This window comes from Anaeromonas gelatinilytica, assembly GCF_016820635.1.
Classification (GTDB): domain Bacteria; phylum Bacillota; class Clostridia; order Tissierellales; family SIT17; genus Anaeromonas; species Anaeromonas gelatinilytica.
The window spans coordinates 1-24,460 of sequence record NZ_WSFU01000007.1 but is presented as its reverse complement, the minus strand read 5'-3'; the positions used below and the strand labels follow the sequence as shown (position 1 = coordinate 24,460).

Annotated in this window: 25 protein-coding genes and 1 pseudogene; 4 read left to right on the top strand and 22 right to left on the bottom strand. The window is 32.9% G+C overall.

The window, feature by feature from the left end:
• Positions 1 to 14: 14 nt before the first annotated feature.
• The 4 genes and pseudogenes from GOQ29_RS00490 to GOQ29_RS00475 form a co-directional block, all read right to left on the bottom strand.
• Positions 15 to 1,908: pseudogene (locus GOQ29_RS00490) on the bottom strand (ATP-binding protein); the annotation flags it as partial.
• Positions 1,892 to 2,284, bottom strand: coding sequence for a conjugal transfer protein (locus tag GOQ29_RS00485; RefSeq protein ID WP_203370393.1), 393 nt, complete (start codon positions 2,282 to 2,284; stop codon positions 1,892 to 1,894). The pseudogene GOQ29_RS00490 and the gene GOQ29_RS00485, both read right to left, overlap by 17 nt.
• Positions 2,285 to 2,455: 171 nt before the next feature.
• Entirely contained in the window at positions 2,456 to 2,728 is a 273-nt protein-coding gene (locus GOQ29_RS00480) for a DUF6809 family protein (protein ID WP_203370392.1), read from the bottom strand.
• Between the two features lie 19 nt (positions 2,729 to 2,747).
• Entirely contained in the window at positions 2,748 to 2,921 is a 174-nt protein-coding gene (locus tag GOQ29_RS00475; protein ID WP_203370391.1) for a hypothetical protein, read from the bottom strand.
• A gap of 135 nt (positions 2,922 to 3,056) precedes the next feature.
• On the opposite strand from GOQ29_RS00475, the gene GOQ29_RS00470 reads away from it, so the two are divergent.
• Entirely contained in the window at positions 3,057 to 3,293 is a 237-nt protein-coding gene (locus tag GOQ29_RS00470; protein ID WP_203370390.1) for a helix-turn-helix transcriptional regulator, read from the top strand.
• Between the two features lie 137 nt (positions 3,294 to 3,430).
• On the opposite strand, the gene GOQ29_RS00465 is transcribed toward GOQ29_RS00470, so the two are convergent.
• The 7 genes from GOQ29_RS00465 to GOQ29_RS00435 all read right to left on the bottom strand — a co-directional run bounded on the left by GOQ29_RS00465 (position 3,431) and on the right by GOQ29_RS00435 (position 7,840).
• On the bottom strand, positions 3,431 to 3,928 hold the full coding sequence (locus GOQ29_RS00465) for an antirestriction protein ArdA (RefSeq protein ID WP_203370389.1): 498 nt from the start codon (positions 3,926 to 3,928) through the stop codon (positions 3,431 to 3,433).
• A gap of 116 nt (positions 3,929 to 4,044) precedes the next feature.
• Positions 4,045 to 4,266, bottom strand: a complete 222-nt coding sequence (locus tag GOQ29_RS00460; RefSeq protein ID WP_203370388.1) for a hypothetical protein — start codon at positions 4,264 to 4,266, stop codon at positions 4,045 to 4,047.
• Between the two features lie 50 nt (positions 4,267 to 4,316).
• Entirely contained in the window at positions 4,317 to 5,498 is a 1,182-nt protein-coding gene (mobT, locus tag GOQ29_RS00455) for a MobT family relaxase (protein ID WP_203370395.1), read from the bottom strand.
• Between the two features lie 191 nt (positions 5,499 to 5,689).
• Positions 5,690 to 6,187, bottom strand: a complete 498-nt coding sequence (locus GOQ29_RS15180; protein WP_484477044.1) for a hypothetical protein — start codon at positions 6,185 to 6,187, stop codon at positions 5,690 to 5,692.
• A gap of 57 nt (positions 6,188 to 6,244) precedes the next feature.
• Positions 6,245 to 6,781 (bottom strand): FtsK/SpoIIIE domain-containing protein, encoded by a 537-nt coding sequence (locus GOQ29_RS15175; protein WP_484477043.1) that lies wholly within the window; start codon positions 6,779 to 6,781, stop codon positions 6,245 to 6,247.
• 342 nt (positions 6,782 to 7,123) lie between these two features.
• The gene (locus tag GOQ29_RS00440; RefSeq protein WP_207750621.1) at positions 7,124 to 7,507 is read right to left on the bottom strand and encodes a YdcP family protein; all 384 of its coding nucleotides are present in this window, start codon (positions 7,505 to 7,507) and stop codon (positions 7,124 to 7,126) included.
• Positions 7,508 to 7,525: 18 nt separating this feature from the next.
• Positions 7,526 to 7,840 carry a YdcP family protein gene (locus GOQ29_RS00435; RefSeq protein ID WP_203370386.1) on the bottom strand — a complete coding sequence of 105 codons (315 nt, stop codon included), beginning with the start codon at positions 7,838 to 7,840 and terminating at the stop codon, positions 7,526 to 7,528.
• 230 nt (positions 7,841 to 8,070) lie between these two features.
• Here GOQ29_RS00435 and GOQ29_RS00430 point away from each other — a divergent pair, with 230 nt between their 5' ends.
• Positions 8,071 to 8,538 (top strand): GNAT family N-acetyltransferase, encoded by a 468-nt coding sequence (locus tag GOQ29_RS00430; RefSeq protein WP_203370385.1) that lies wholly within the window; start codon positions 8,071 to 8,073, stop codon positions 8,536 to 8,538.
• 218 nt (positions 8,539 to 8,756) lie between these two features.
• On the opposite strand, the gene menA is transcribed toward GOQ29_RS00430, so the two are convergent.
• On the bottom strand, positions 8,757 to 9,713 hold the full coding sequence (menA, locus tag GOQ29_RS00425) for a 1,4-dihydroxy-2-naphthoate polyprenyltransferase (protein WP_203370384.1): 957 nt from the start codon (positions 9,711 to 9,713) through the stop codon (positions 8,757 to 8,759).
• 224 nt (positions 9,714 to 9,937) lie between these two features.
• Here menA and GOQ29_RS00420 point away from each other — a divergent pair, with 224 nt between their 5' ends.
• Positions 9,938 to 10,471 (top strand): GNAT family N-acetyltransferase, encoded by a 534-nt coding sequence (locus tag GOQ29_RS00420; RefSeq protein WP_203370383.1) that lies wholly within the window; start codon positions 9,938 to 9,940, stop codon positions 10,469 to 10,471.
• Between the two features lie 28 nt (positions 10,472 to 10,499).
• Here GOQ29_RS00420 and GOQ29_RS00415 read toward each other — a convergent pair whose 3' ends face one another.
• From GOQ29_RS00415 to GOQ29_RS00385, 7 genes are all read right to left on the bottom strand, one after another.
• Positions 10,500 to 11,795 carry an L-cysteine desulfidase family protein gene (locus GOQ29_RS00415; protein WP_203370382.1) on the bottom strand — a complete coding sequence of 432 codons (1,296 nt, stop codon included), beginning with the start codon at positions 11,793 to 11,795 and terminating at the stop codon, positions 10,500 to 10,502.
• Positions 11,796 to 11,951: 156 nt separating this feature from the next.
• Entirely contained in the window at positions 11,952 to 13,715 is a 1,764-nt protein-coding gene (locus tag GOQ29_RS00410) for a sigma-54-dependent Fis family transcriptional regulator (RefSeq protein WP_203370381.1), read from the bottom strand.
• A 370-nt stretch (positions 13,716 to 14,085) separates the two neighbouring features.
• The gene (locus GOQ29_RS00405) at positions 14,086 to 15,783 is read right to left on the bottom strand and encodes a M3 family oligoendopeptidase (RefSeq protein ID WP_203370380.1); all 1,698 of its coding nucleotides are present in this window, start codon (positions 15,781 to 15,783) and stop codon (positions 14,086 to 14,088) included.
• A 146-nt stretch (positions 15,784 to 15,929) separates the two neighbouring features.
• A complete protein-coding gene (locus GOQ29_RS00400) occupies positions 15,930 to 16,034 on the bottom strand; it encodes a MetS family NSS transporter small subunit (RefSeq protein ID WP_203370379.1) in 105 nt (34 codons plus the stop codon).
• Positions 16,035 to 17,555, bottom strand: coding sequence for a sodium-dependent transporter (locus GOQ29_RS00395; RefSeq protein WP_203370378.1), 1,521 nt, complete (start codon positions 17,553 to 17,555; stop codon positions 16,035 to 16,037).
• A 266-nt stretch (positions 17,556 to 17,821) separates the two neighbouring features.
• On the bottom strand, positions 17,822 to 19,618 hold the full coding sequence (locus GOQ29_RS00390; protein ID WP_203370377.1) for a YgiQ family radical SAM protein: 1,797 nt from the start codon (positions 19,616 to 19,618) through the stop codon (positions 17,822 to 17,824).
• A 206-nt stretch (positions 19,619 to 19,824) separates the two neighbouring features.
• Positions 19,825 to 20,118, bottom strand: coding sequence for a threonine/serine exporter family protein (locus GOQ29_RS00385; RefSeq protein ID WP_252187463.1), 294 nt, complete (start codon positions 20,116 to 20,118; stop codon positions 19,825 to 19,827).
• A 135-nt stretch (positions 20,119 to 20,253) separates the two neighbouring features.
• On the opposite strand from GOQ29_RS00385, the gene GOQ29_RS00380 reads away from it, so the two are divergent.
• Positions 20,254 to 20,847, top strand: a complete 594-nt coding sequence (locus GOQ29_RS00380) for a helix-turn-helix domain-containing protein (protein ID WP_203370375.1) — start codon at positions 20,254 to 20,256, stop codon at positions 20,845 to 20,847.
• Positions 20,848 to 21,044: 197 nt separating this feature from the next.
• Here GOQ29_RS00380 and GOQ29_RS00375 read toward each other — a convergent pair whose 3' ends face one another.
• The 3 genes from GOQ29_RS00375 to GOQ29_RS00365 form a co-directional block, all read right to left on the bottom strand.
• Positions 21,045 to 22,112, bottom strand: a complete 1,068-nt coding sequence (locus tag GOQ29_RS00375; protein WP_252187462.1) for a M24 family metallopeptidase — start codon at positions 22,110 to 22,112, stop codon at positions 21,045 to 21,047.
• Positions 22,113 to 22,373: 261 nt separating this feature from the next.
• Entirely contained in the window at positions 22,374 to 22,592 is a 219-nt protein-coding gene (locus GOQ29_RS00370; protein ID WP_203370373.1) for a hypothetical protein, read from the bottom strand.
• Between the two features lie 36 nt (positions 22,593 to 22,628).
• Positions 22,629 to 24,110 (bottom strand): peptide MFS transporter, encoded by a 1,482-nt coding sequence (locus tag GOQ29_RS00365; RefSeq protein WP_203370372.1) that lies wholly within the window; start codon positions 24,108 to 24,110, stop codon positions 22,629 to 22,631.
• Positions 24,111 to 24,460 lie beyond the last annotated feature (350 nt).

The following is a 24,460-nucleotide window of genomic DNA, read 5'->3' as shown; positions in this document are numbered from 1 at the left end:
TACTGGATTTATTATATCATTGATTTTATCTGGTTTCTATACGTCAAATCTTTGTCGCTTACAAATTTTAAGCCCAGATTGTTTTTCAGTTTTTCATCTAAAAGGTCATCTGTATTTTGAGTAACGAAATATACGCCTGCATTCATAGCACGACCAGCACGAACCAGCTTCATAGACAAGGTTTTACCTTGTGCTACTTGTAGGAAACTCCATGCTTCGTCTAAGTCCACAATCTTAAAGATACTGCGATCTGTATGGATAAAATCTAAAGCAAAGGTACTAATGACAATCAACATGGCAACGGATAAAAGTTCCATTGTGGTATATTCCTCAAAAGAGGTTTCCTTGTCGGGAAGTACCAAGTCGGCAACTTGTATAATGTTCAGTTGTTTTTCAAGACTAATAGAGTGTTCCACATAGCCATCACTGAATAATAGATGGGCGAAGTCGTAGTCCGTGAAACTTTCGATATGGTCGGCTATGCTGGTACTCATTGGCGTACCCTCAACCCGTAATTCCTCGATAACTTTCAACAAGCCTCTTTCTTCACTGTTAGTTACAGCACGAATGGCTTTTCTTAAAACTGGGAAGCGTTCGCCATCACGAGAGGAAATCCCTTTCGCCCAGCATTTGAGTAGCTCCAAAGCCAAGACCAGCTAAGAAATCAGAGGTTACATACTGAATATAATCATTCATATAACGCTTGCTGGCAGGTAAAAATTCCTCATGTAAGCCCAGCATATCCCCAAATGGTCGAACCAGCTTCACGCTTAAATCGTCATAAAAATCTCTGACTTCATTACAACGACGTTTGAGTTCGTCAAGGTCATTCGCTGATACTCTTACAACATAAGAGAGCTTATACATGGATTCTTTGCTTTGGTCTAAATTGGTTTACAGCTCGTTCACACTTTCCAGAGCTTTCACCACATTGGAGCTGGTTTCGTTATCACTTTGCCATGCGTGATTATCCAAGTCTTTTAGTTCTTTCTTTTTATTGCGAACAGTGGTTAGGGCTTTGCGATTCGCCACAATTTCCACATTCATTGATGTATCAATCGGGAATGTAAATTGTTGTTGCTGGTAGTAAAAGATTTCAGAAGATGGGAAGTCCAGTTCGCCTACAATACTGTTAATGGTAAAGTAAGCCACATAAGCCGTTTCGTCTTCCTGCTGGATTTTCAAGTAACGCTGTTTTTCTTCCACAAGACAACGAGTGGGCTTAATCAAGTCATAGTATTTAATCAGTGTTTCATTATCCAGTTTTTTCTTTGATAGATGGTACTCATAATCTTCATAGGCAATACCTGTTTGTAAGTAAAGATGTTCAATCAGATAGACAAAGTCGTCTTTATCCAATCGACGGATTTTGAAGCGACGAGAGATTTTATTTTCCAGCAATTTTTCCATCTTTTGAAAACGCCAGATTTCATCATTACTCATATTCACAAAATCCCCCATGAGCTTATGGTTCACATCATGAACGAAATCGGACAGAGTGTTTTTTGCTTCTTTCGTAAGACTTTTCATGGAAAACTCTTGATCGTTTAGAAGCAATTTAAAGCCGATAAAGAAACGGTAATCCACTTGATTTTCTCCAATCATGGGTATTAAAGCGTCCGTCTGCTGGTCGATTTTGTCATAGGCAATCGCTTTGAGCTTTCCAGTGACTTCATTTTTAGAACGCTCTTGTGCAGAACGTATGCTGGATTCTGTACTGATTTGTAAGGCATGAATCTTGCCATCACGATTTTGTGCGATTAACTGTCTGAAAGAATCATGTACTTGTATTTTCTGTTCTGGACTAAGAAAGGAATAGTTGTAAGGAACAAGCTCATAGTAAGCGTAACATTCGCCATCTTTATTCCAGACTAAGTTATTTTCAATATATTTAATTGGATATGCCATAAAAATCACTCCTTACTGCCGTAATGGCTTCTTGTGGTTGTTTTTTATTGAGTTTTACAGTTTTACCTGCATAAGTCAGCTTTGGTCGCAGTGCATAAGCAATGACAGACTTTAAAAATCCATAAGGCTTTTTACCGTCAAAGGTCTTCTGGCTCATAAACCACGTCAAAGCAAGGGTAATACCAAAGTATTTTAAAAATGCTCCCTCTATTAGTGAAAGGGGTGGTAGGCTTCCAAGTAACATCACTGCAAAGAGTGACACAACAAACCATGTCATTTGAGTAAATGAGATGGGGAACGGAAGTCTAAAATCATTGATGGAATAGAGTACCTTTTCCACCGACCAGATACTGGTGTAGCTTCGTATTTTCTTCATGGTATCAATCCTCTCATAAAAATAGGGGTAGCTGATTGAGCCACCCCGTAAAATAGAAAATCTATCCGTTTTATTTTTAAGTTTGAAAAAAAGCGACTAGATTTGATTCTCTAATCGCTAATCTAATATATTCATTTGTTTAATCCTTTGAATTTTATCCGTTATTTCTCTTTAATCCTTGTCCTCAAAAGTTTCTATCATCATTCTTGCTCCAAGACGGAATCCATCAAGAAACGTCTCTGACAATTCAAGAGGAAACATATCCAGTTGTTGGTCCATTATCTGAATGAATTGTTTATCAAGAGGACTTCCGATTTTCTTTATAAAATCCTCATGATTTTTATAATACTCTTTCCACAACTTTTCATATTCCTTAATCTTAGGACGATACTGTCGTTCTGGATAAATCTCTCCTTCATATAGTGCCTGTAGAATCTTCCCCATTCTTTACACCCACCTTTATCTATTCCATATCAGGCTTTTCATCTTTTGTTTTATCAATGTCAATATTCCTTATGTCTGTCGGTTCAGAGGATATACACATTTCCTCTGTCTGGCGTTGAACGTTTTGTAATTCTTCTATCACACCCGTAACCTTTTGAAACAATACTTTGTACATTGATTGATAATCAGTCATAGTCAACCCTCCATTCAATATAAATTGCTTTATGCATAACTATTATTGTTTTATATACAATAATTATTGCATTACATCAAATACAAATAGTCAATATCTTTTGATAGAATTTTATATATGAAATGAGGTGGTATCTTGAAAGAAGGACATAAAGTAAAATACAGAAAATTAGGTTTAAAAATTAGCTATTATAGGAAATTAAAAGATATGACACAAGAACAACTAGCAGAAAAACTTGATAAGAATCTTTCATTTATCGGTGCAGTGGAAGCTCCTAATATTAATCGAACGGTATCACTTGGTACGTTATTTGATATTGCTGAAATTCTAGAGATTCCTGCTCATAAGTTTTTAGATTTTGATGAAGATTGAATACTTAATTTTAAAACGGGGTGCAATAACAAATATATGATTACTGCACTCGTATTTTCTTGGGGTTAGTTAATGCACTTAAAATCCTACAAACTTTCTTCTCCTATCCCATTCAACCTTTCTATTTACTAATAGATTTAGTATAAGATTTCAAAAATCCCATGATTCGTAGAAATGAATGTTCCCTCAATTTCTAAGTCACGACCATAGGATTCATAATCAATATAGTTTTTTAGGTTTGCAGGAACTTCGCCTAAAGCTCCTGTCTCTTCAATATAATAACGTGCCACATCAGACATATCATCACAATCAGAATGAATGATAATATCGTCTTGATGTTCGCTTAATTCTTCAATACTCCCAAAATGGGATTGCAAAGCGGATAACTCTGCTTGTAGTTCTTCGGGTAGTTCCGATACGATTTCCCATAAGCGATTGAGTTCGCTAATGGACATATATTCGCCAATCTCAAAGGGCAATTCGTAGTCGTGAATGGCGAATTCCTTATATTCATTATTCAAACCGATTTTCTCTTTGACTTCTTCAAAATCAATGGGAAACTTAAACCAAGCACCGACCAATTCGCCCTCATTGTATTTGCCTAAATTCGCAATGTAGACTTGCATATCGTCCATGTATTCACGTCCTTTCTTTGTAGAGATTGAAAAATCCCTACCGCACTTCGTTTGGTGTACCATTATTTTGCAGAACATAAGAAAACCACTTATCTTCCACAAAATAACGGTGTAATTTAAGCCCCCAGAACTCGATTAAATAGTTCTAGTAACACATCTTTCACACCAGAAGCATTGAAGACCAATCCTACTGCAATAATGGCAATGATGAGAAAGCCAATGAGTTTACTAAACTCACGCTTGAATCCAAGATACAAGCCAATTACAACGATTGCTAAAAGCACCAGTGATTGAGCGTTTGATAGAAACCAGTTATAAAGGTTTTGTCCAAAATTCATAAAAATGTTCTCCTTTCTGTATTCAATGGATTTGTGTTTGAGTTAAGATTTTAAGTTATCACGTCCCTATCTCTTGCTGACTGTTGCTTCAAAATCTTTTCATGTCGTTCCGTCAATTTTGCATGGTCGAGTATGTCTTTGATAATTTGCGTCTGATTGATTTCATCAAGTTTGATGGCAACTTTTAATGTGGGTGCGACTTGATGGGAAAGCCAGTTGAGCGTCCGCTGAAAAGAATAAGGCTCTGGTTTAGTAGTCAGTTTTAATTGTTCACGGTTGTTTCCAATAAACCAAGCCCATTCTTCATTGAGTTTCCAATCGGAACGAGGTTTTGAATCGTCTCTATCTACGAAACGGATATACCGATTGATAATCTTAAAAGCTGTACGTTCTGGATTGCCATAGACTAATAAATCAGTGACTGCATAATAGGCACGTTCATTTTTCAGTCGGATTTCAAAACGATTTTTTACGTCTGCGTCTTCAATGAGAATATTATTTTTCTTGTATTGCTCATAGTCCTTTTCATAGATACAGAAATAGACTTCACTTTGTAGTGAACCGATATAAAGCGTATTTCCCATACATTCCTTTTCATCTTTGCGTACCAGTTCTCCACTGCGATAGCTTTTAAAACTGCGGAAGACGGATATACATTCTTCCTGTCGGCATTTTTCCGTCAATGTGGGGATATTCAAAACCCCTGTTTTATCATTGATGGCAAGGTCAAGGCGTTTCATCACACCACCAGCCACCAAAGCGTCCATAAAGAATTCATACCAGCTTCTTTGTTGTGCTAAGAGATAGCTTTCAAATTGCCGACACCCACGACCTTTCAATTCCACCAGAACACCTTTGTCTATCTCATGGGAGCATAGGACGAAAATATCGCCTAAAGCATAATGTTCTGTATAGGAATAGAAGCCATAGTCTTCATGGAGCATATAGGAAAGTTTCAAACGTAAAATTTCTTCGACCACATGCTGTACATCTGTTGTTGGAAACCGAATCCTTACATAGTCAAAGAGCATTTCAAGGGAAGCGTCGGGATTGAAGCGTTCCAGATTTTCTAAAAGTGCTAGTTGTAATTCATCTGATGGTTTAACCTTGCCTGTTTCAATGTCGCTAAGATATTGCCTTGTAATGCCTGTAGCAATAGCCAGTCGGTTTTGTGAAAGTCCAAAAGCCAAGCGTTTTTCCTTTAAATGCTGTACCCAAGTTTGTTCATTCAGTTAAATCCCTCCAATCAAAAAGGCGTATGTCAACTTTTAAAGCTCATTTGACATACACCTAAATTTTTTAAATCCCTTGTAACCAAAAGATTTTCTGCTATTTTTTTGCCTGTTTCTTGTCGATTTGTACCCCCCTGTTAGATACGGGGGGTTAAGTGCTGGCGTGGCTATCGCCACACCAGCCAGCAAGATCAGTCCACACCTGCGACTTTTGCTTCGCACGTCGCCTGCGTGGACTGTCTGCTGTTTGTTAATTTCTTTATTTCCTCCAAAAAGTCATGTCCTTGTGGTACTAAGGGAGTGTAAAATTCTGATATGACACTTGCTCCTACATCGACATAGCCACGACCTTTGATTTGCTTCAAAAAGAAATCCTTTTGTATGTCACTACCAAACATCATGCCATAACCCATTTCAGACATACGACCTAAAGCAACTCTAAAATTAAACTGGTCACGGATTCCGTCGCCTAGATATCTTGCGTCTGGACGTTGACAAGCCAGTATTAAAAAGAATCCAGCTTGTCGACCTAACATGACTATCTGTTTCAGCTTATTTAAGACTGCGGTATTTTCTTTTGTTCCCAGCATTTCCATGAAAGCCACGTATTCATCAAAGATAAGAAAGTTTGCATGAAGTCCTAAGTAGGCATAGTTTTCGCCTGTTTTGTAGTTTTCCATCTCTTTCATAGCTTCACTGCGAGCCATCATGTCTTCATAAAAACGGTCAATGCAGGACAGCATATCTTATTTTTTGTAGTGGACGTTTGTCATCACAGAGCCTAAGTCGGCTAGGTCAGCGTTCTTTGGGTCAAGGATATAGAGCTTAGAATCCGTATAAAGCAAGGCTTCAATGAGCGTTAGGATAAAATAGGTTTTACCGCCACCTGTACCACCAGCTATGAGCATGTGAGGGAGCTTGTCATATTCCCACCACACATTTTCCATCAATCGTAGTTTGCCATCTTTGGCTTGTACTTCATCAATAGAAATGCGACTGGCGATATTGTCATAGAGCAAGGTATATTCCACATACGAATCCTTTAGCTCTTTGTCTGTCAGCTCACAATACAAACCACTTTCTAATTTCCTTTCCAAGTGTAAGAACTGGTCTTGATATTTCCCTAGCGTGATTTCCACTCGTATCTGTATCAAGCCATTTTTAAGGCGGTAATAGATTTTAGGGAAGTAGGTTATCTTTTCATTTGTACGACTGGACGAATCTTTGAAGAAGCCATCTGTTTTGACCTGTTCGGATTCATACCACTTGTTTTCAAGAACCATCTTTGCCAGCTTCTGACGGTGGTAGAGTTGTTTCACTGTATCATGGCGATACCGTTTAAATAGAAATGCCACCAGAAAGCAGACAAGAATTGCGACACTAAAACTAATGATTAAATAGGGAATGTCAATCTTGTCCGCTTGTGATAGGTTAAAGTCCTGCCAGTTGATCTGCTAGATTGTCTTAACATGAAACAGTCCGACAACCAGCAGGAAAACAGGCAATAAAGTAGCTATTGTAAAATGAAAGACTAAATCTTTGTCACTCGGACGAATCCTTTTACCACGAAAGACATGCTGTTTCATGCGTAATTTCCTCCTTTCTCTCTAATGGAAGTAGCGTGACTATTTATCCGTAGCTGGTTCTTTTTTAGGTTGTGACTGATTTCTAAAAGTATTAGAATCTTTTGTCAATACAATATCATCTGCCTTGATATACCAGTCAACATCTGCCCCTCGAAAGGTAGCGGTAGCGACGGTATCTGCAACTGGATTGATGATTTCCACTCTTGCGTTATAGTCAAACTCTTTCAAAGGAACACTGGCAGGAATACTCACTTGAATCATGCGTCCTTGTCCTTTGGATTTTAAGTCATAGGTACGTTCTTTGATTTCATCAGAAACCGTACCGTCTTCATTTTGGATTCTCACTTCACGACGTAGAGCAGAGAATTTCAATTCTCCAAAAGTCGTGTCCTTATCTAATACAATGCCATTTGCTAATCTCATAATTTTTCCTCTCTTTCTTTATTCTTTTACCATGTCGTCAGCGTTCAAAATATAATTGGTAAAACCACGAGTACCGATTTTATAGCCCTCTGCGGTAATACGTGGATTGACTAACTTTACACGTTCCTCAAAGCTAAAATGTTTTTCGCCAGCTTCAGCAGGAAGCACAACCACAATATCATCTGCTCGTTGAACATCAGAATAGAGGTTATAGCTTCGAGATAAAACGGTTAGTTGTCCGTTGATTCTTCGCTGAACGACTTTATCCTCGCCAGCAAATTCTAAATTGCCGAATGTTTTTTCCATGTTGGGAATCACAAATTTAAGTTCCATATTTTTACCTATCCTTTCTTTTTTATGGTTGAATGAATCTTATTTGTTTGATGGTCTGTACGGTGGGGAACGACCTTTATTTGCTTGTTTTTCAGTTTTCGTAGTATCACGTCCTTTCAAAATTGGGTAAAAAAATGGACAGATCAATTATTGAAGTGTCCATTTTTGTGATTCAAATAGTATAATTTGTGGTATCATACTTTATAGATTGATTAAAGGTGGCGAATAAAATGTACTTAGTGGAATATGAAACAAAATACAAAGAAGATGTTGAGAATTACTTTCTCACTGATGAAATGAAGTATTATACAGGAGCACCGCAAGATAATATAATCATTTCCGAGAAAAATCCTAAACATCATTCCATACTAGCTTATTCAGAAACCAATTTAGTTACATTCTTTGTGCTAGATGAAGATTCTGATAAACTTACATATACTAATGAACCACAATCTATGTTACTTAGAAGCTTTTCAACTGATTCTAGATATGTTAGACAAGGTCACGCAAAGGAATCGTTAAGACTATTACCAGATTTCGTAAAAGCTACTTATCCAGAAATTAAAGAAATTGTCCTAGCTGTAAATATCAAGAATGAATCAGCTCAAAACTTATACAAGCAAGTTGGATTTGTTGATAAAGGTGTTAGAAGAAACGGGAAAAAAGGCGAGCTAATTGTTTTAAGTTATGACATTTAACAACAAAGTGCAAAAGGTAGACATTCATTAATAAGTGTCTACCTTTTACATATTCATTTTGTTATAGGAAGTATCTTTGTTTCTTCACTTATCTAGGGTAATCGTCGTATCAAAGCTCATTCATAAGTAGTAATTTAATGGTAAATTGCTTGTTTTTACCCTTGATAAAGTGTGGTAAGTCCAGTGTTTATGCAGATAATCAGATTTTCATGCTATTATTATAATAAAAAATTAATTATTATACCTAATAATAAAGCAAATATGTGAATTATATTAATCATTACAAAGTTTTTCACTGCCACAACAAACGTATCTTTTTTAGTTTGTTTTTTAAAAAATAAATCTATATTTTTCTTTACAGGAATATAAGTAAATAGTGCCAATAAAGAAATCACAGGTAATACCTTTAAAAAAATCAATATAATTATATCTATATAACCTATATAGTATAAATATTTAAATAATTTTAATCCACTTTCTCTACCTATATATATAGGTAAAGTATATCTTCTATTTTCTATATCTTCTTCCATATCACATAGATTATTGGCTAACATTATATTGGATATGCCTAATACTGCTGGTAAGGATATCAAAAATATACTTATTATATCTATAATTGTCAATGAAATACTTATAGTTGCGCCTTTAAACAATATTGATACAATACCTTCATTATATACATGGATATAAATGGATATAAATGGTATTATGAAACCCATAAAAAAACCTGAAAAAATTTCTCCCAACGGCATTCTAGATATTGGAATAGGTCCAAAAGTATATAATACCCCTATTCCAAAAGATATAATTCCTAAAAATAATACTACTAAATTTGTATTTAAAAATAGCAATACACCAAAAACTATGGCTATAATCAAAAGTACTCCTATAATAATTCTTACTGTACTTTCTTTAATACCATATTTTACTATTCCATTATGCTTTTCATAGCCAAAACCTTCTGTTTTTATAGCCTTTTTATGATCAATATAATTATTTATTGCGGTTGTTGCCATATCAAATGATAACAATGAAATAAACATTAAAAGAAAGTTTTCAATATGAAAATCTTCATATCTATATAATGTATATACTGTTCCTAAAATTAAAGGGATCATACTTGCTACCTTAGTTTGAATCTCAACTAACTTTAAAAAGCTTACAATACCCACCTTATCTCCTCCTCTCAATAAAATATTATAGCAAAATTAATTTATTTAATCCATGATAAATAATAGACATACTATTCATAATTATTTCTTATAAAAAATTCTAAAATCATTTAAATTTAATATATTAAATTTTTTATTTAATATATTGCTATTTTATAACTACTATTATATAATTTTTATACGGATTTCTATTCCGAATTTCAATAGAACGTGATGAGGTGACCATGGTAAAATTAAAATTCATTGATAATTTGATTGAAATACTCCCTTTTAAAGATAGTATTTGGGAAATACTACTTTTATGTGATAAGGATTTTTATCCACCTTTATCCTCTAGGGAGAATAATCCTTTAGGACCTATAAACTACTTTGAATGTCTATTTACAGATACATCAAAGTTTATATTAGCTCTAGATGAAAGTAAATTAGTAGGTTTTTCAATTTTTTATCATAATTATTATGAAGATTTAATAGCAAAGTATACGCCATGTAATTATGTGAAAATAGCATGTGTTCATCCAGAATATCGAGGACAAAAAATAGCTTCTAAGTTTAATAGGTTTATAGAGCAAAAATTACCTGATGATTTAATTCTTCCATTTATAGTTAGAAGAACTTGGTCTTCTAATTTCCCTCAAATGAGACTTCTTAAAAACTATGGATATACACTTTTCCATATGTTCGAAAACGACCGAGGAGATGATATCAGTACGGTATATTTTGCAAAATGTATTCAACCTATAGAAGTAATAAGCTAACCCTGACAAATGTCAGGGTTAGCTTAATTTACGCCATATTCTGCATTATATTTAAAATAACTCCATCTGTTTTATCCATTCCATCTGTACTTAATAACCCTAAGTTTTTTATTGTTTCTTCCGATGTTTCTGATATAATTCCATTCTTTTCAGGAGCTATAGCATCATTCATTGATAAAAAAGCTGATTGAATAGCTACTGATGCTGACGTAGATACTTTTAAAGCACAGCTTCCTTTTGCTCCATCACATATCATACCACTTACATTAGCTATCATATTTTTAATTGCTCCATCTATCTGATCATAATTCCCCCCCATAAGCCAGGTTATAGCTACACTAGCTCCTGTTCCAGCAGCTACTCCACAACCACATAATGCCGATAATCTTCCTATATGACCTTTTATATAACAATTTATTATATGACTTATAGCAAGAGCCTTAACAAGCTTTTCCTTTTTTTGAGGAAATTTATTATTATAAGCTACTATAGGAAGTATAGCTGTAAGTCCATTATTTCCGCTACCATTAGAACTCATAACAGGCATATTAATTCCTGACATTCTAGCATCTGCCCCAGCTGCAGTAAGAACCATTGCACTATTAAATATATCATTAGATATTATTGCTTTCTGCATCATTTCCTTATATTTATACCCTACTCCAATTCCTAACTTCTCCTCAAGTCCTCTTTTTGCAATTTTTGAATTCATGACTAGTCCATCTAATAAAAATTCTAAATCTTCACTGTCCATATTTTCAATCTCTCTTATAATATCTCTTATTCTGTGTTTTTGTATATAACTAAAATCTTTTGTTGAACTAGATTTCACATTCCCTTCCTTCTCATATAAAATCTTAGAATTCTTTTCAATATAATTAATCTCATTATGTTTGTTTTTTATAATAAGTTTAATATCCTGATTTTTAGATTTAATATTAACCTCTATAAATACTTTTTCTATAGTATCTTTTATACTCACATCAAACCTATTACTTTCCATTAAAGTATGAGCCGCTACAATATGTTTCTCTGTAACATTTTCAAGTATTTCCAATCCTTTGTCTCCATTACCTATAATTAATCCTAATGCACCGGCTATATCCAATCCAATTTCCTTAGTATTAGGAACCCCTACACCTAAACCATTTTTATATATATTAGGACTTACTAAAACCTCAATCTTCTCTATATTTTTATCATCACCATCATAAATTTCTTTAGCCTTTCCACACGCAAAAGCTACAGCTACAGGTTCAGTACATCCCATGGCAGGTACAACTTCATCTTTCAATATATCAATAATTATTTTTCCTAATTTCATATTATCATCCTCTTAACAGTATTTTTATTAATACTGTTTATGCAATATCCATGCCATTAGATAATTATCACATTTATTAATTATAAATCTCAAATTGATACTAGCAATTAATATAAAAAGTCTCAAATTGAGATTTAAATTTCAATTTGAGACTTTTTATATATCATATTCTTTTATTTTTCTATATATTGTAGATCTACTTATACCTAAATTTTTAGAAGCTTGCTCAATTCCATTCTTATCTCTGCCAAACTTTATCAATGCTTTCTTTATTTCTATTCTTTCTAATTCTCTCAATGGAATAATATTATCTATAGTCTTATTTTTATATACAGTTGACTCTTTAAATTTTCTAGGAAGATTATTTAATTTTATAGTGTCTGAACTGCACATATTAACTGCATATTCTACTACATTTTCAAGTTCCCTAATATTTCCCGGCCAATTATATCTTTTAAATAAATCTATAACACTTTCATCGATATATTTTATGTTACGATCTAATTTATAATTAAATTTCTTTAAAAAGTTATAAGCTAATATATTTACATCATCTACTCTATTTCTTAATGATGGAAGATTTATCGGAATTACATTTAATCTATAATATAAATCTTCTCTAAATTCTCTATCTTTAACTTTATCTTCTAATATCTTATTTGTCGCAGTTATCACTCTAACATCCACAGGAATAATATTATTTCCTCCAACTCTCTCTATAACATTTTCTTGAAGAACTCTCAATAATTTAGTTTGGAGATGTAAGGGCATATCTCCTATTTCATCCAAAAAAATCGTACCCTTATGCGCTAATTCAAATTTTCCTAATTTGCCTCCTTTTTTAGCTCCTGTAAAAGCACCTTCTGCATATCCAAATAATTCACTTTCTATAAGATTCTCTGGAATTGCTGTACAATTCAAAGCTATAAATGGCTTATTTCTTCTATCGCTTGAATTATGGATAGCTCGAGCAAATAATTCTTTTCCTGTACCACTTTCTCCCTGTACAAGTACAGTAGAATTCCCTTTAGATATTCTTCTTGCATAATCCTTTACTCTATCAAGCTCTAAGCTATCTCCGATTATATCATCAAATGTAGTTGTCATATTTGTATTAGATAAATCATTCACTACCTTTAACATTTCTTTCATTTTATTAAATGTAAATATACATCCTGTAACTTCACCTTCTATAATTATTGGTTTTACATTATAAAAAGCTCTATATTTTCTATCATTATTCGTATATTCAAATTCCTTATTATGAATTTGACACTTTTTCTTTTTCATATCAGCTATATGAATATCTTTTATGATTCTATCTATATAATTATTTTCTCCTATATTAAACATTTCTTTTGCTATGGAATTATATCTTTTTATCTTATATTTATCATCAGTAGATATAACTCCAGTATCCATTGAATTCAATAATATTTCTAATTCTTCAGCCATCAATATTGTTTCTTCATTTTTTCTATTTTCCTTTATTTTTGATGAAATTAAATCTGCCATTCTATTTAAAAATTCTAATAAATTTCTTTTATTCTTTTCAATTATACTTTTCTGTTCAGCATTAAAAGCTATTAATCCTATTACTCCTTCAACATTACCATCAACTATTATTGGACAACAAACCTGAGCCTGTTCTTTACACTTTTTTCTATTTTCACAATTTATGCAGGCCTTATGATATTTAGGGTTTTCAACAATAAAACTTTCTCCTTTTCTTAAGGAATATGAAAACAAACAATTTCTGTCTAACTTTTCTCCTATACTATCAAGATACTTTCCTGTACCAGCTATTCTATTTAAATTTTTATCTACTATTGTAATATCAATATTAATCACACTAACTATAGCATTAGAAACTCTAACTAGGGTATCATATATTTCATTTAATTCTTCTTTCTTTTCCATTCCTATATCTCCCCTTCTAGTTATATAATATATCTACATTATACTATAATTAATTCTGAATTAAACCGTATATATTATAATCTTCATCTTTTCTAAAAATAGGTTTATATAAAAAGGCAGACTAGAAACGTGTCCGCTTCACTAGGGAAACCTAGTTTCCCTTTGACGGTGCGTAATGCATGCACCTGAGCACCCTTCTAATACGGCAGGGGATTTCATCCCCTACAACTCCTATTTTTTATTGTCTTCCAATATTTTCTATAACTATTAACCCTTGTATTCATCAATAGTCTAAAACTTTTATTAAATAAACTTTCCTATACAAAAAATAAAGTCGATTACTCTAATGAGCAATCAACTTTACTTCATATTACAATTTCTTATCTTCAACACTATTTAGCCATTCTTCTATTGGTCCAGTAACTTTACTTATACTTCCATCTTCAAAAGGATTATCAAGATTAGCTAACTCTACTAATTCCAGGAAAGACTTACTTCCTCCTGCTTTACATAACTTTAAATAACTATCCCAAGCAGAGTCTCTATTTTCCTTAGATTTAACCCAATATTGGAATGCACAAACTTGAGCTAATGTATAATCTATATAATAGAAAGGATTACTAAATATATGTCCTTGTCTAAACCAATATCCTCCTCTTTCTAGGAACTCATTATCTTCATAATCTCTATTTGGAAGATACTTTTTCTCTATTTCTCTCCACTTAGTCTTTCTTTCTGCCGGAGTTGCAGTAGGATTTTCATAAACGAAATGTTGAAATTCATCTACTGTTGCCCCATAAGGAATAAATAATAATGCTCCACTTAGATGGGCAAATTTATATTTTTCCACATCCTCTTTAAAAAATAGTTCCATCCATGGCCATGCAAAAAATTCCATACTCATTGAATGTATTTCACATGCTTCTAATGTAGGCCACACATACTCTGGTAATTCATAATTTCTGCTAGAATATACTTGAAAAGCATGGCCTGCCTCATGGGTAAGTACATCTACATCTCCTGAAGTTCCATTAAAATTGGAAAATATAAATGGAGATTTATAATCTGCTATAAAAGTACAATATCCTCCTCCAGCTTTTCCTTTTTTAGCCATTAAATCTAATAATTCTTTATCAAGCATGAAATTAAAAAATTCATCTGTCTCATTAGACAATTCCTTATACATTTTCTTTCCATTTTCCAACATCCAATCATGCTCTCCTTTTGGAGTAGCATTACCTGTCAAAAATTCTAAGGGCTCGTCATAATATCTAAGGCTCTCTAACCCCAATCTATCTGCCTGTCTCTTTCTTAATTTAATAGCAATAGGAACTATATTATCTAAAACTTGTTTTCTATAATTAGCCACCATTTTGGCATTATAATCACTTCTTGTAAGTCTATCATAACCTAATTGAATAAAGTTTCTATATCCTAATTTTCTAGCAATATTATGACGAACTTTTACCATTTCATCATACATATCATCGAATTTTTTCTCATTTTCCTCAAAAAATTTATTAAAAGCTTCTTGAGCTTTTTTTCTAATATCTCTATCCTTAGATTGAAGAAATGGTCCCATTTGAGATAAATTTCTTTCTTCTCTTTCAAATTGAATCTTAGCTGACGCCCTAAGCTTAGTATATTCACTAGAAAGTTTATTTTCCTTTTTTAAATCTTCAATTATTTCTGGAGAGAAAGTTTTCAATTGTAAATCTGCTATTTTAAATACTTGTTTTCCCCATTTTTTCTCCAACTCATCTCTAAATTTACATTCAGTCAATGCTTTATAAAATTTACTTACTAATCCCTGATATGTAGGAGTAGCATCATCCATAAAATCTTTTTCTTCATCATAAAATTCATCATTTGTATCAATACTATGTCTGATTGCCACAAGATTTTCCATACTCTCAAAAGTATTTCTTAAGCGATTAATTTCTTTCATTACATTGTTTTGAATTTCAAAAGAATCAGCATTATTAAATTTATCAATTAATTTATTAAAACTTTCCTCTAACTCTTTCATATTAGGTCGTTCATATTTGTAATTATTAAACTTTAACATTTTATACCTCCTTATATATAATTTATCATTAGTTATATTATAACATACCTATTACTGGCAATTATTACAAAATTCAAATTTATAAATATAATTATTTTTTTCAAAACAAAACATCATTTTTAAAAATGATGTTTTGTTTTTTATATTTAATTATTTTTACCATCTCTTAAAGCAATGGTCAAAGTAACAGCTAATCCTCCCCACAATACTACCGCACCAAATAAGAAAAATGCTATGGATACACCAGTCATCTAATTTTCCTCCTCAACATAATTATTTTCTTCTAACATTCCTTTTTTCCATTTGGTTTTATTTACTACAAATGACAATATTATAATAGCGCCTACAAGTCCCCAACCTAATAATACTAATGCTGAAGTAGTATAATCTCCACCACCATAAGGGTTTTTAAATTCACTTATAATTTTAGTTATAAGCATATATGTCAAAATAGCAGGTGTCACAAACTTTATCATTACTTCCCACCATTTTCCTACTCTAAATATTGAAATCGAATTATTATGACTTCTTATCTTATCTGCTCCAATTACCCATCCAATAATTAATGCTTCTAATAATCCTATCGTTACTATACTAAATGAATTAATAAATGCATCAACAATATCTAGTATAAATAATCCTGCCCCTGTAGCATACACAATACTTACTAAAAATCCAACAATAGCTGTTATAGTAACTATTTTTTGCCTTTTAATACCGGATTTATCTATTATCGCACTAGAAAAAGCTTCAAATAATGAAATACTAGATGTTAATCCAGCAAAAACTAATGCTAAGAAAAATAATACTCCAAATACAGTACCCAATGATCCCATTAATGAGAATACCTTTGGAAAAACTACAAATGCAAGTCCAATACCCTCATTTGCCACCTCTTCGATAGGTATTCCTTGACTAGTAGCCATGAATCCCAATATTCCGAAAACTCCAATAGCCGATAAAAACTCGAATCCACTATTTGAAAAGGCAGTGATAAATGCACTATTATTTATATCTGTTTTCTTAGGAAGATAACTAGAATATGTTATTAATATACCCATTGCTATACTTAAAGAAAAGAATACTTGCCCGTAGGCATCCATCCATACATTTAAATCCTTAACTTTAGACCAATCTGGAGTAAATAATTTATTTAATCCTAATGTTGCTCCAGGTAATGTTACTCCTCTAATAACTATAATAACCATGATAATAGCCAAAGCTGGTATTAATACCTTCGTTAATTTCTCTATTCCACCAGAAACTCCATTATAAGTTACAAACCAATTGACAAACCAAATAAAAGCTATTCCAATAAAAATTGGCCATCTTATTCCAGCTAAATCGAAAGGTCCACTACTAGCCTGTAGAAAGTCCCCAAAAAAGAATGAATTAGTATCTATACCCCAAGTCTGACCAAAAGAGAAAAATAAATAATTCATTGCCCAACTTAATATAAGTGTATAATAAATCATTATTATAAATGATGTAATACTAGGCCACCAACCAAGCCATTCGAACTTTCTATTTGCTCTAGCAAAAGATAATGGAGCTGAACCTCTAAACTTATGACCAAATCCATATTCTAATATAACTAATGGTATGCCTGCAGTAAATAATGCTATAAAATATGGTACTAAAAATGCTCCTCCTCCATTTGAATATAATAGATAGGGATATCTCCATATATTTCCTAAGCCAACCGCTGAACCAATAACCGCTAAAATAAATCCCAGCTTGGAGCCCCATTGTCCTCTGTTATTTTCTTCCATTTATTACCATCCCCCTAATTCATTTATATTATTAAATAATCAGACAAGTATAAAATATATATAATTCCAGTTATAATTACCTCCTCCACGAATACTGTATTGTTATTTTTTAAATATTTATTATAATCTGATTATTTTCCTATTGTATATTATTTTATTCTATGAATCAATAGGTTTATTACTTTTTTTTAATATTTTTTATCTATATTTTTCATTTGATTAATAAAAATACCTAGAATAAACAACATTCTAGGACATTTTGTTAATTAATTATTTTTTGGTCTTATCAATGCCTTCTTATGATGTCCTATTAAGTCCCTTCTGCCGGCTTTTAACAAAGCTTCTTTTACAAGTTGATAATTTTTAGGTAATGTATACTGAATCAAAGCTCGTTGCATTGACTTTTCATGAGGAGATTTGGGGATATATACTCTTTTCATACTTCTAGGATCTAACTCTGTATAATACATACACGTAGATAATGTTCCCGGAGTAGGATAAAAATCTTGTACTTGTTCTGGTCTATGATTTATATCCCTTAGATACTCTGCTAATTCAATAGCATCTTTTAATGTAGATCCAGGATGACTAGACATTAAATATGGTACCACAAATTGATTCATCCCTAATTTCTCATTTATTTTTTCATATTTATCTATAAATTTCTCATAGACTTCTCTTTTAGGTTTACCCATTTTATCTAATACTTCTGGTGATATATGTTCAGGAGCAACTTTTAATTGACCACTTATATGATACTCACATAACTCTTTAAAAAACTTATCATCCTTATCATGAATTAGATAATCATACCTCAACCCCGACCTAATAAATACTTTTTTTACCTCTGGTATTTTCCTTAAACGTCTCAAAAGATTAAGATAATCCCTATGGTCTATCTCTAATTGATTACATGGGTTTGGAAATAAACATTGTTTATTTATACAAACTCCATATTTCTCCTGCTTTTTACAAGCTCTATTTCTAAAATTAGCTGTAGGTCCTCCCACATCATGGATATATCCTTTAAATTCTTTATCATCTACTATTTTTTCAGCTTCCTCTAATATAGATTCATGACTTCTTGACTGTATTACTCTTCCTTGATGAAAACCTAAAGCACAAAAATTACAATTTCCAAAGCAACCTCTATTACTAATAATACTGAATTTAACTTCTTTTATTGCTGGTATGCCACCTTTATCATTATATATGGGATGATAATTTCTCATATAAGGAAGTTTATATATATCATCTAAATCTATTCTATTAATAGGTACTTGTGGAGGATTCTGTACAATATAATAATTATCTTTATAAGGTTCTATTAATGGTTTTCCCTGTATTGAGTCCATATTTCTATATTGAATCATAAAACTTTCTGCATATCTTCTTTTATTCTTTATAATATCTTCATAAGAATTTAATACTATTGGTTCATAGGCTCTGTCTTTATCCATTGTCTTATATACAGTACCCTTTATATAAGTTATCTCTTCTATAGGTAGTCCACTTTCCAAGGATTCTGCTATCTCTACTATTTGTTTCTCTCCCATTCCATATACTAATAAATCTGCTCTAGAATCTAATAATATTGATCTTCTTACTCTATTATCCCAGTAATCATAATGGGCTAGTCTTCTAAGACTTGCCTCTATTCCACCTAATACAATAGGTACATCCTTATAAGCTTCCTTTACCTTATGACTATATACTATGGTTGCTCTATCTGGACGATAACCACTTTTTCCTCCTGGAGAATAAAGATCATCTTTTCTTCTTTTTTTGGCAACAGTATAGTGATTTACCATAGAGTCTATATTTCCTCCAGTTATAAGAAAAGCTAATCTAGGTTTCCCTAACCTCTTAAAATCATCAACAGTTCTCCAATCAGGTTGAGGTATAATCCCCACCTTATATCCACGACCTTCTAATACTCTACTTATTATTGCTGTTCCAAAAGAAGGATGATCCACATATGCATCACCAGAAACAATAATAAAATCTAATTGATCCCATCCTCTTTTTTTCATATCTTTTCTTGATATAGGTAAAAAATCCATCAATTTCTCATCCTCTATTTTTATAGTCCAATATATTATATAGCTTATACTAATTTTTTACAATAGGAATTCCTCTGTACTTATAAGTATAGAGGAATTTTAATATTTTACACTTTGTTTTTATTCAATATTTTTTCCTGACTAAAATCTTATTAATATACACATTGTTCCTTATTATCATCATCATAAAAAATCTTTCATTAAGATCATACAATGACAAAATTATGGAATGTATTCTGCCAAGATAATTGGTATTCATTAATATGTCTTACAGAATTTATGAGCGAGAAAGCCCACTTCTTCAGATGTGGCCTTTCTCGCTCATAAGTTCTGTAATCATTCTCAAGAAAATTCCGTACTGAGTTGGTTAACGGTATTCCTGGAACCATCAGAAAGATGGCTCCTATTATTATACGATCCAGATTATTGCCTGCTCTTGTACTGTAAAGCCCGCAGCATATAAAGGAAACCAGTTTAAAAAAACAATGATAATCTTTCATATTTTCATTATTAACGAAATAATTTTCATTATAGCGAAACTCTTTCATGTTTTGGGGTTGACGTTTTCATTTTCATCTTATATAGTGAGAACAATGAAGCTTATAAATAATTTAGTATTGGAGGAGGTTACAATTATGGATCATAACATTACTATAGGTGCTAAATTAAAAGCACTTCGAACAGCAAAAAAATATACTTTAAAGCAACTAAGCGAAAAATCCGGACTATCTATCGGATTTCTTTCACAATTAGAACGTGGGATCTCTTCTATCGCTATTGATTCACTAGCTAAGCTGGCTGAAATCCTCGGTGTCAGCATGTCTGTCTTTTTTGACTCTGCCTCGGATTCTGAAAAAAAATATCCAGTCAGCCGCAGTTTTGAATTACGCTGCAGTCAGGTTAGTCCTCAGATTATCCAGTATATTTTAACTAACAATATTGATGAATTTAACTACCTTCCAAGAATCTTTCATCTTATGCCGTTTGCAAATACAGATCTTGATGAATTAGAAATGTATCATCATTATGGTGAAGAGTTCATCTACGTATTAGAAGGTGTCCTCATTGTATATTTGGATGGCGGTGAGTATTGCCTGAACCCTGGCGATAGTATACAAATCCATTCTAATTTACCGCATAACTGGATTAATAAAACAAACCGCATTGTAAAAATATTGACAGTAAACACTCCAAATCCTTTTGTTCATGGAGATGAATTTGTATTATAATCTTACTGTGAAAAAAGCTAAAAACTTGACAACTAACTGGTATTGGAATATAGGTTTAGATAAAATTTCTGCCGATGATCCATGTGTACAACGTATCATCGGCAGAAATTCCCATTATGTTTTGGATAAATCAAGCTGTCATTAACACTTCAGCTAAAATTTTGAATGCAAATATACAGAAAAGCCTTTTATTATTACTATAACTCTATTAAATCATGGGTAAAACGAACCATATTTTCATAACCATCTTCTGTTACAAGTATCTGATCCTCTATTCTTACCCCTCCCCAGCTAGGAATATAAATTCCAGGCTCAATCGTCCTTACGTTTCCAGATAACAACGGTGTCTGATCAGACTCTGAAGAAAATGGACCTTCATGCACAAAAAGTCCTATACCGTGACCAATATTAGTATACTGATATCCCATATATTCTGTTCCTTCCAAGGCCTTCAAGGATGCTCGATAAATCTCCCTTCCAGTAACCCCTGCTTTTGTCACAGCAAGACTGTCCTCTACCATCTTTTTTTCCAATTCATACACTTCTTTCTGCTTGTCTGTTGCCTTTCCAACTACAACCGTTCTCGTCATGTCTGACATATAGCCATGTACCTGGCAGCCGAAATCCATCAATACAAAATCTCCATATTCGATTGCCTTTTCAGAAGGAATTCCATGTAAAAGAGAGGTTCTGGCTCCAGATATCAGAATATTTCCATAAGGCATCGTGTCCGCACCTTCCATAACCATATATAAGGACAGCTTAGCAGCCAACTCTTTTTCAGTTACCCCCACTCTGATTTCAGGTAAAAGCTTTTCCAGTGCACGACAAGAAATTTCACATGCTGCCTTTTGATATTCAATTTCCTGTTTATTTTTAATCTGGCGCATTTTTTCGATTACACCAATTTCAGGAACGAGTTCTCCCTTAATTGCCTGACTGAATATCTGATAATCTGCAAAATTCATATTATCTGCTTCAAAAGCTAGAGTGGAAAGTCCGTTTTCCTCCATCAGTTCTCCAACCGTGTCTCCTATTGTCCTACCTGGTTTTCTCCAGTTCACTACTTTGTACTGAGGACATTCAGCTGCTGCCTGCTCTGTGTACCTTGGATCCGTAAGAAAGAAATATGCAGAATTTGTAATAAACAAATAACTGTCATCTCCTGTATAACCACTGATGTAGCGTACATTTTCCTTCTTTGATACAAAGAATCCATCTAAATGTTTTTCTTCCATATAAGATAATAGCTTTTCTTCATTCATTAAATTCATCTCTCCTTTTTATTTTCATATACTAGCTTTCCATCTTTAAAAACACAAATTACACTATCAAGCTTTTCAATATCATTTGAAATATCCCCTTCCGTTATTAGAAAATTCGCCGGAAGTCCTTCTTTTTAATGTCCTGTCTTCTCTTCTATTCCCAATACTGAAGCCGCATTCAAAGTAGCTGTTCTGACTGTTTCCAAAGGTGTCAGTCCATACTGTATCATATAAGAAGTCATCATATTCAGCCAGATCAGGTTAACTGTAGTAATACCCAAGGTGCACATGCATATCAAATAATCCTGGTAAAATAGAAGCATTTCCATAATCTTTTACTTCTTCTAGGGAAAATTCCATTTTAAGTTGTGTAAAAAGAGCTATTTTTTCAATCTTTCCATCTTTTCCTATTAAAATTGCCATATTCTTCAGACAGGTTTTGCCGTCCCCCGTAATTACATTCCTTGCCAATAAAATCATTTCACACTTCTCCTTATTTCTCTTACAATCTTGCGATTATTCCATTAACTCACTTAATTTCCTACTGAATACCCACAGTATCATTCCTACAAAAAGGGTAACTCCTCCTATCCCCAAAAAATAGAGACTTTCACTTCCTTCTTTATAAAAGTTTACGGCAAGAGCACTTAATCCGGAACCTGTAGACTGGCTTAACTGCCAAACTGTTACCATCTGTGCAGTAAAAGCAACTGGAGCAACCTTTGTAGAAGCCGACATTCCAACTGGTGAAGTCATTGCTTCACCCCATATTACCAATGCATAGAAAATCATTAACCACATCGGACTTACTTTTACATCAACTGAATATAGCATAAATGGTATAATCATAAATAAAGGTCCAAGCGCCCAGAAAACCGTTCCAATTCCAAACTTTAATGATGTGCTGGGCTGCTTATCACCTAATTTTGTCCAGAGGCCACTGGCAAATATTCCAAATATTACTGCAAAAACTGCTGGAACAGTCTGGAAGGCTGCTGGTGTCAGTTCAAGCCCAAAAAAGTTCATATTAACACGTTCCGCTGCGTAAATTGCTAAAATAGTAGTAGACTGATTCCATATCATCATATTAAAACAGTTTGCCACAAAAATGAAAACGAACGGAATAATTCTGACTGCTTCCTCTCTAGTTGTTTTTTTGCTGGTATAAATATAAACAAGATATGCTAATGGAATAAAAATACTTATAATGCTGACTGCATTACATAAAGTAGTTGGAGTACAAATTCCCGATGCCAACATGCCTATAACGACTGCTGCAAATATGAATATTGCAGCTGCAATTTTAAAAAATGATTTTCTTCTTTTATCTTCTGAGACCGGATCATCCGGTTTAAGACCCGCATCACCAAACATGCTATTCTGAGTTAATACATAAAGTATCCATCCTAAAAGCTGTATTACAGCAGCAAATAAGAATCCAATGTGGTAGTTTAAAACCTGCGCTATCGTTCCAGTAATTACTGGGGCTACTGCACCTACGTTATTCATAACGTACATAATACTGAATCCGCCGTCACGTCTATCATCGCCTTCTTCATAAAGCTTTCCTGCAAGCGCATAAAGGCTGGTTCCCATACACATGCCTGAAACAAGCAACATAAACTGGCTGGTCAGATAAAGTACCGGTCCTCCCCCGGGAATAGCCAAGAGAAAATAACCCACTGTTTTAACTGCATATCCTATCGTAAGAGCCTTCCTTACACCTAAAAACCGGTCTGCCACATAACCACCAATAACTCCAGCCATAAAGGATAAGGAGCTGTAAACGTTTACAAACTGAGCTGCATTGGTCTGCGAAAAGCCCAAACCTCCTTCAGCTACTGCAGTATAAAGGTAATAAATTAAAATAGCGCTCATTCCGTAATTACCAAAGGCATGAGCCAGAGCCATTGATGATGTTACCATCATCCCTTTAGGATGTCCGATAAATCTTCTATCTTTTGTAAAATCAATATGCTTCACTTCTTTTTCTATCATGTTGCTCCCCCTTTCTTTAACTTTAGCAGTTTTTTGTTCATAAAATTCATTTAATTTTCACTTCTACTAAATGAAAGTGAAAATTTTCTTTTGTTTTTCATGTATATAATTATTATTTTCGTAAGTATGAATATCTGGCATAAATAATATAGTACTTTTCATATTTTGTCAATAATCTCTTTACACAATTTTTATTATTTCTTATCATAATGTCATCTCACATTATCTTTTAATAATCTCAAAATAATATTATTAAAAAAGTAATTAAAAATACCACCTCAATCAAGGGAGGCCACTGAAAAAGTCCAAAAAAGATATGATTTCGAATTTGTGATGGAAATCATATCTTT

Bases quoted from the DNA above. Each gene is read 5' to 3' on its own strand.
- GOQ29_RS00365 (WP_203370372.1), bottom strand. From the start codon at position 24,110: ATGATAGAAAAAGAAGTGAAGCATATTGATTTTACAAAAGATAGAAGA.
- GOQ29_RS00430 (WP_203370385.1), top strand. From the start codon at position 8,071: ATGTACTTAGTGGAATATGAAACAAAATACAAAGAAGATGTTGAGAAT.
- GOQ29_RS00370 (WP_203370373.1), bottom strand. From the start codon at position 22,592: ATGATTTTATTGGCAAGGAATGTAATTACGGGGGACGGCAAAACCTGT.
- GOQ29_RS00420 (WP_203370383.1), top strand. From the start codon at position 9,938: ATGGTAAAATTAAAATTCATTGATAATTTGATTGAAATACTCCCTTTT.
- GOQ29_RS00440 (WP_207750621.1), bottom strand. From the start codon at position 7,507: ATGAGATTAGCAAATGGCATTGTATTAGATAAGGACACGACTTTTGGA.
- GOQ29_RS00480 (WP_203370392.1), bottom strand. From the start codon at position 2,728: ATGGGGAAGATTCTACAGGCACTATATGAAGGAGAGATTTATCCAGAA.
- GOQ29_RS00410 (WP_203370381.1), bottom strand. From the start codon at position 13,715: ATGGAAAAGAAAGAAGAATTAAATGAAATATATGATACCCTAGTTAGA.
- GOQ29_RS00415 (WP_203370382.1), bottom strand. From the start codon at position 11,795: ATGAAATTAGGAAAAATAATTATTGATATATTGAAAGATGAAGTTGTA.
- GOQ29_RS00375 (WP_252187462.1), bottom strand. From the start codon at position 22,112: ATGAATGAAGAAAAGCTATTATCTTATATGGAAGAAAAACATTTAGAT.
- GOQ29_RS00485 (WP_203370393.1), bottom strand. From the start codon at position 2,284: ATGAAGAAAATACGAAGCTACACCAGTATCTGGTCGGTGGAAAAGGTA.
- GOQ29_RS00475 (WP_203370391.1), bottom strand. From the start codon at position 2,921: ATGACTGATTATCAATCAATGTACAAAGTATTGTTTCAAAAGGTTACG.
- GOQ29_RS15180 (WP_484477044.1), bottom strand. From the start codon at position 6,187: ATGAAAGAGATGGAAAACTACAAAACAGGCGAAAACTATGCCTACTTA.
- GOQ29_RS15175 (WP_484477043.1), bottom strand. From the start codon at position 6,781: ATGGTTCTTGAAAACAAGTGGTATGAATCCGAACAGGTCAAAACAGAT.
- GOQ29_RS00380 (WP_203370375.1), top strand. From the start codon at position 20,254: ATGGATCATAACATTACTATAGGTGCTAAATTAAAAGCACTTCGAACA.
- GOQ29_RS00385 (WP_252187463.1), bottom strand. From the start codon at position 20,118: ATGAAAGATTATCATTGTTTTTTTAAACTGGTTTCCTTTATATGCTGC.
- GOQ29_RS00460 (WP_203370388.1), bottom strand. From the start codon at position 4,266: ATGAATTTTGGACAAAACCTTTATAACTGGTTTCTATCAAACGCTCAA.
- GOQ29_RS00465 (WP_203370389.1), bottom strand. From the start codon at position 3,928: ATGGACGATATGCAAGTCTACATTGCGAATTTAGGCAAATACAATGAG.
- GOQ29_RS00400 (WP_203370379.1), bottom strand. From the start codon at position 16,034: ATGACTGGTGTATCCATAGCATTTTTCTTATTTGGTGCGGTAGTATTG.
- GOQ29_RS00435 (WP_203370386.1), bottom strand. From the start codon at position 7,840: ATGGAACTTAAATTTGTGATTCCCAACATGGAAAAAACATTCGGCAAT.
- GOQ29_RS00390 (WP_203370377.1), bottom strand. From the start codon at position 19,618: ATGGATTTTTTACCTATATCAAGAAAAGATATGAAAAAAAGAGGATGG.
- GOQ29_RS00395 (WP_203370378.1), bottom strand. From the start codon at position 17,555: ATGGAAGAAAATAACAGAGGACAATGGGGCTCCAAGCTGGGATTTATT.
- GOQ29_RS00405 (WP_203370380.1), bottom strand. From the start codon at position 15,783: ATGTTAAAGTTTAATAATTACAAATATGAACGACCTAATATGAAAGAG.